The 2,897-nt window shown below is 71.7% G+C and carries 5 protein-coding genes; 1 reads left to right on the plus strand and 4 read right to left on the minus strand.

What is annotated here, in order from left to right; all coding sequences use genetic code 11:
* Positions 1-317, plus strand: a 317-nt coding sequence (locus ESO86_RS19120; protein WP_479722788.1) for a GNAT family N-acetyltransferase, incomplete at its 5' end; no start/stop codon positions are given.
* Here ESO86_RS19120 and mutM read toward each other — a convergent pair.
* The 4 genes from mutM to ESO86_RS14795 form a co-directional block, all read right to left on the minus strand.
* Positions 259-1,275, minus strand: coding sequence for a bifunctional DNA-formamidopyrimidine glycosylase/DNA-(apurinic or apyrimidinic site) lyase (gene mutM / locus ESO86_RS14780; protein WP_129235671.1), 1,017 nt, complete (start codon positions 1,273-1,275; stop codon positions 259-261). The genes ESO86_RS19120 and mutM overlap by 59 nt on opposite strands.
* Before the next feature lies 1 nt (position 1,276).
* Positions 1,277-1,948, minus strand: a complete 672-nt coding sequence (gene rnc / locus ESO86_RS14785; protein WP_242492395.1) for a ribonuclease III — start codon at positions 1,946-1,948, stop codon at positions 1,277-1,279.
* 67 nt (positions 1,949-2,015) lie between these two features.
* Positions 2,016-2,219, minus strand: a complete 204-nt coding sequence (gene rpmF, locus ESO86_RS14790) for a 50S ribosomal protein L32 (protein ID WP_092669520.1) — start codon at positions 2,217-2,219, stop codon at positions 2,016-2,018.
* A gap of 9 nt (positions 2,220-2,228) precedes the next feature.
* Positions 2,229-2,792, minus strand: a complete 564-nt coding sequence (locus tag ESO86_RS14795; protein ID WP_242492394.1) for a YceD family protein — start codon at positions 2,790-2,792, stop codon at positions 2,229-2,231.
* Positions 2,793-2,897 lie beyond the last annotated feature (105 nt).

Consider the following 2,897-nt stretch of genomic DNA (forward strand, 5'->3'; position numbering starts at 1 on the left):
CCGTGGCGGCCGGGCGCACGCACCTGACGGTCGCCGCGATCGCGCCCGGCGGCGAGGTCGCCGGCTTCACCATCCTCACGCTCGCGCCCGGCAAGCGCGGGGCGTACCAGGACGACACGCTGGTCCTCGGCCCGCACCGCGGCCACGGCCTCGGCATGCGGATGAAGCTCGCGAACCTGGTCGCGCTGACCGACGCCGCGCCCGAGCGGACGGAGGTCTACACCTGGAACGCCGACGAGAACGGGCCCATGCTCGCGATCAACCGCGAGCTGGGGTTCCGCCCGCACTCGATCCAGGCGACGTGGCAGCGGGGATGACCCGTGCGACCGGCGTCGAGGCGCCCGTCGACGCACCGCTGCGGACGCCGGCGCGCAGCCGCTGGCACCGCGGGCAGCGGTGCGACGATCGGTTCATGAACGCCTCGCGCACGATGGGCGTCCCGCACCGCGGGCAGGGACGGCCGGCGCGGCCGTAGGCGTTCAGCGAGTGGGCGAAGTACCCGGATGCGCCGTTCACGTTGACGTACTGCGCGTCGAAGCTCGTGCCGCCCTCGGCGAGCGCCCGGTTCAGCACCTCGCGCACGGCCGCGAGCAGTTCGCGCGCGCGCCGCCGGCTGAGGCTCGACGCGGGCTGCTCGCCGTGCATGCGGACCGCCCAGAGCGCCTCGTCGGCGTAGATGTTGCCGATGCCCGACACCACGCCCTGGTCGAGCAGCACGCGCTTGATGCCGGTCGCCCGGCGGGCGAGGGCGGCGGCGAACCCGTCGTCGTCGAACGCCGGGTCGAGCGGGTCGCGGGCGATGTGCGCCACCTGCGACGGGATCGATCGCGCCCACGGACCGGTGACGTCGGCCGAGAACCCCGCCACGCGACCGTCCGAGGTCGGCGCCATGCGATCGATCGCCATCGAACCGAAGATGCGCTGGTCGACGAAGTCGACCCGGAGCTCGCCGTGCTCCGGGTGCTCGAGGTGCAACCGGATCCGCGCATGGCGGTCGTCGCCCGGATGGTCCGGGGTGCGGAGCAGGAGTTGGCCGCTCATGCCGAGGTGCCCCACGAGTGCACCTCCCCCGGCGAGCGGCAGCCAGAGGAACTTGCCGCGACGCACCGCGGCTTCGATGCGCTCGCCGGTGAGCAGCGTCTCGAAGTCGCCGGATGCCGCCTCGTGGCGCTTCAGCGAACGGGCGTCGAGCACCTCGACCGCGGCGACGCGTGCGCCGGTGACCGCGGGCGCGAGCCCGGCGCGGACGACCTCGACCTCGGGCAGTTCGGGCACGTCAGCGGTCGTTCAGGGTGGTCCAGGCCTCGAGCGCGGCCGCCATCTCGGCCTGCTTCTTGCTCGAGCCCTCGCCCGATGCCGTCACCAGGCCCGCGACGGTGACGGTCGCGACGAAGTGCTTGCTGTGATCGGGGCCGCTCTCGCTCACCGAGTACGACGGCGCGGTCGCACCGCGGCGGGCGGCGATCTCCTGCAGGCTCGTCTTGGGGTCCATCGCCGCCCCGAACCGGTCGGGGTCGCGCATGAGGGGCGCGATGAGCCGCAGCACAAGGTCGGTCGCGACCTCGCCGCCCCGCGAGAGGTAGACCGCGCCGATGATCGCCTCGACGGTGTCCGCGAGGATCGACGGCTTCTCGGCGCCGCCGGTCATCGTCTCGCCGCGGCCCAGTCGGATGTAGGGCCCAAGGCCGATCGCCCGGGCGACCTCGGCCAGCGCCACGCTCGAGACGAGGCTCGCCCGGCGCTTCGCCAGTTCGCCCTCGTCGAGTTCGGGGTGGTCGGTGAACAGCTTGACGGTCACCGCCTGCCCGAGGATCGAGTCGCCGAGGAACTCCAGGCGCTCGTTGGTCGGGATGCCGCCGTTCTCATACGCGAACGACCGGTGCGTGAGTGCGAGGAGCAGGAGATCGGGGTCGAGCTCGACGCGCAGCGTGCGCTGCAGTTCGGCCAGCTCGTCGGCCCCGGTGTCCGTGCGCTCGACGCGCCTCACGACCGGTCGTTCGTCGTTCACGGGCCGACTAGACGTCGGCGACCTTGCGGCCCTTGTACTCGAGGAAGAGCGGGGTGCCCGCCGAGTCCTCGACCACGCGTGCGCGGTGCGGGAGGCTGTAGGTGACCTTGCCGTTCTCGACGGTCTTGACGAGCGTGGGGGCCTCGGCCTTCCACTGCGAACGGCGCGCGTGGGTGTTGGCGCGTGACTTCTTCCGCTTGGGAACAGCCATGACTCTCTCTCAATCTCTCTGCAGGTCGGCGTCGGATGAAGCATCCGCGCCCTCGTCTTCGGAAGCCGTGAACCCTGCGAGCGCAGCCCAACGCGGGTCGTGCTCTACAGGGGTGACGAGTTCCGGATGATCGGCCAGACGCTGTCCGGTCTCTGGGTCGAGACCCGGGCAGTCAGGCCGGCACACCGGCTGGAACGGCAGTGCCAGCACCACCGCATCTCGGATGAGCGGTTCAAGATCCACGTGGTCGTCTTGAACCTCATACTCGAAAGCTTCCCCAGAATGATACGCGAAAAGCTCCTGGAACTCGACTCGGACGGGCAGCGCGATGTCGATGAGGCATCGACCGCACTCGCCTTCGGCCGTCGCGTCGACCTCCGCGCTGGCGAGGATGCCCTCGTGGACGGACTCGAGGCGCACGTCGATCGCGAGGTCGGACCCCTGCCGGATCGACACCAGCCCCTCGCCCAGCGGCTCGGGCGCGGGCACGTCGAACTGCTGCTCGCGCATCTCGCCGGGACGGTTGACGAGGTCGCGCACGCTGATGCGGAATGGGGAATGCTGTACGGCCACGAACGACGATCCTACTCGCCGGGCGGTGCGGGGCGGCCGAACGCGACCCGCGCCGACGGGCGGAGCGACACCGGCAGCAGCACCGCCGCCGCGCGGCGCGCAGCG

The sequence above is a fragment of the Agromyces binzhouensis genome (genome assembly GCF_004135055.1).
GTDB lineage: Bacteria > Actinomycetota > Actinomycetes > Actinomycetales > Microbacteriaceae > Agromyces > Agromyces binzhouensis.